The organism is Paenibacillus sp. P4_E11, assembly GCF_056401635.1.
The window spans coordinates 1-575 of sequence record NZ_JBFUIX010000705.1 but is presented as its reverse complement, the minus strand read 5'-3'; the positions used below and the strand labels follow the sequence as shown (position 1 = coordinate 575).

Sequence of the window (575 nt, the reverse complement as noted above, 5' to 3'; positions counted from 1 at the left end):
GGCATGTTCTATTCGGCTGTGATGGAGTGGAGACGAATGGTTCCAGATTCATCTATTCCGCCATTCGGTTCTTTCCGTCCCTTTCCCAATTGGTCCCACGGGGTTGAATGGCTCCAGACGGTGCGTAGGGATCTGCGCAGGAAACTGAGTAAAACTTACTCGGATGAAGTTGTGCAGAGTATAATGAAAGCGGTTACGCACATTCGCCTTCATTTTAACCAGGAAATGAGGCTTGCGGATGTGGCTAAAGTGGCTACTATGAGCAGGAGCTATTTTAGCCAATGCTTCAAGGATATTGTCGGTCAATCGTTTAACGATTATGTCCGGAGTATTCGAATCGCCTATGCACAAGAACTGCTCCAGCAAACGGCAAACCCGATCTATTGGGTGGCGGAAAAATGCGGGTACTTTAACGAAAAATATTTCAGTAGGGTATTCTACGATCAAATTGGAGTACTGCCCAGCGAATACCGGCAGTTGCCAAAGTGAGGTGTCGTGAAACAACATGCATCCTGCCATAAAACAAATGAAGCTCAAGTGGCCCAACTTATTCTACACCCTGAAGAGCAGAGTAA

General features: G+C 46.6%; 1 protein-coding gene. It reads left to right on the top strand.

What is annotated here, in order from left to right; all coding sequences use genetic code 11:
• On the top strand, positions 1-489 hold a 489-nt coding region (locus AC1DWB_RS37030), incomplete at its 5' end, for a helix-turn-helix transcriptional regulator (protein ID WP_477546010.1).
• Between the last annotated feature and the right edge of the window lie 86 nt (positions 490-575).